Origin of the sequence: Rhodococcus sp. 1R11 (genome assembly GCF_004563845.1) — a bacterium.
Taxonomy (GTDB): Bacteria; Actinomycetota; Actinomycetes; order Mycobacteriales; family Mycobacteriaceae; genus Rhodococcoides.
Genome location: NZ_SPNG01000032.1, coordinates 1 through 762 on the forward strand (window position 1 = coordinate 1; position 762 = coordinate 762).

Genomic DNA, 762 nt, shown 5'->3' on the forward strand with positions numbered 1-762 from the left:
TCTGGAAGACTTCGGGCTCATGCGGGGAATCATTCTGGCGGGCGGCACGGGCTCACGGCTTCATCCGATCACGATGGGCGTCAGCAAACAGCTGGTCCCGGTCTACGACAAACCGATGATCTACTACCCCCTCTCGACCCTGATCCTCGCCGGGATCCGCGAGATCCTCATCATCACCACACCCCAGGACGCCGACCAATTCGCACGCCTGCTCGGCGACGGCTCCCAATTCGGAATCTCCCTGACCTACAAGGTCCAACACGAGCCCAACGGCCTCGCCCAGGCATTCGTCCTGGGAGCCGACCACATCGGCACCGACAGTGCGGCATTGGTGTTGGGCGACAACATCTTCTACGGCCCCGGCCTGGGCACCCAACTCTCGCGCTTCGAGACCATCGACGGCGGAGCCGTCTTCGCCTACGAGGTCTCCGACCCCACCGCCTACGGCGTCATCGAATTCGACGACAACCGCACAGCCATCTCCCTCGAGGAGAAACCCGCCGCCCCCAAATCGAACTTCGCCGTCCCCGGCCTGTACTTCTACGACAACGACGTCATCGCCATCGCCCGCGACCTCGCCCCCTCCGCCCGCGGCGAATACGAGATCACCGACGTCAACCGCCACTACCTCGACGCCGGCCGCCTGCAGGTCGAAGTCCTGCCCCGCGGCACCGCCTGGCTCGACACCGGCACCTTCGACTCCCTCCTCGACGCCTCCAACTACGTGCGCACCATCGAACAACGCCAAGGACTCAAGATCGG

General features: G+C 64.6%; 1 protein-coding gene. It reads left to right on the plus strand.

The genetic code is table 11. The features are described 5' to 3' along the window. Window positions 1-19: 19 nt before the first annotated feature. Window positions 20-762, plus strand: a 743-nt coding sequence (gene rfbA / locus E4P29_RS25760) for a glucose-1-phosphate thymidylyltransferase RfbA (protein ID WP_135048117.1), incomplete at its 3' end; no start/stop codon positions are given.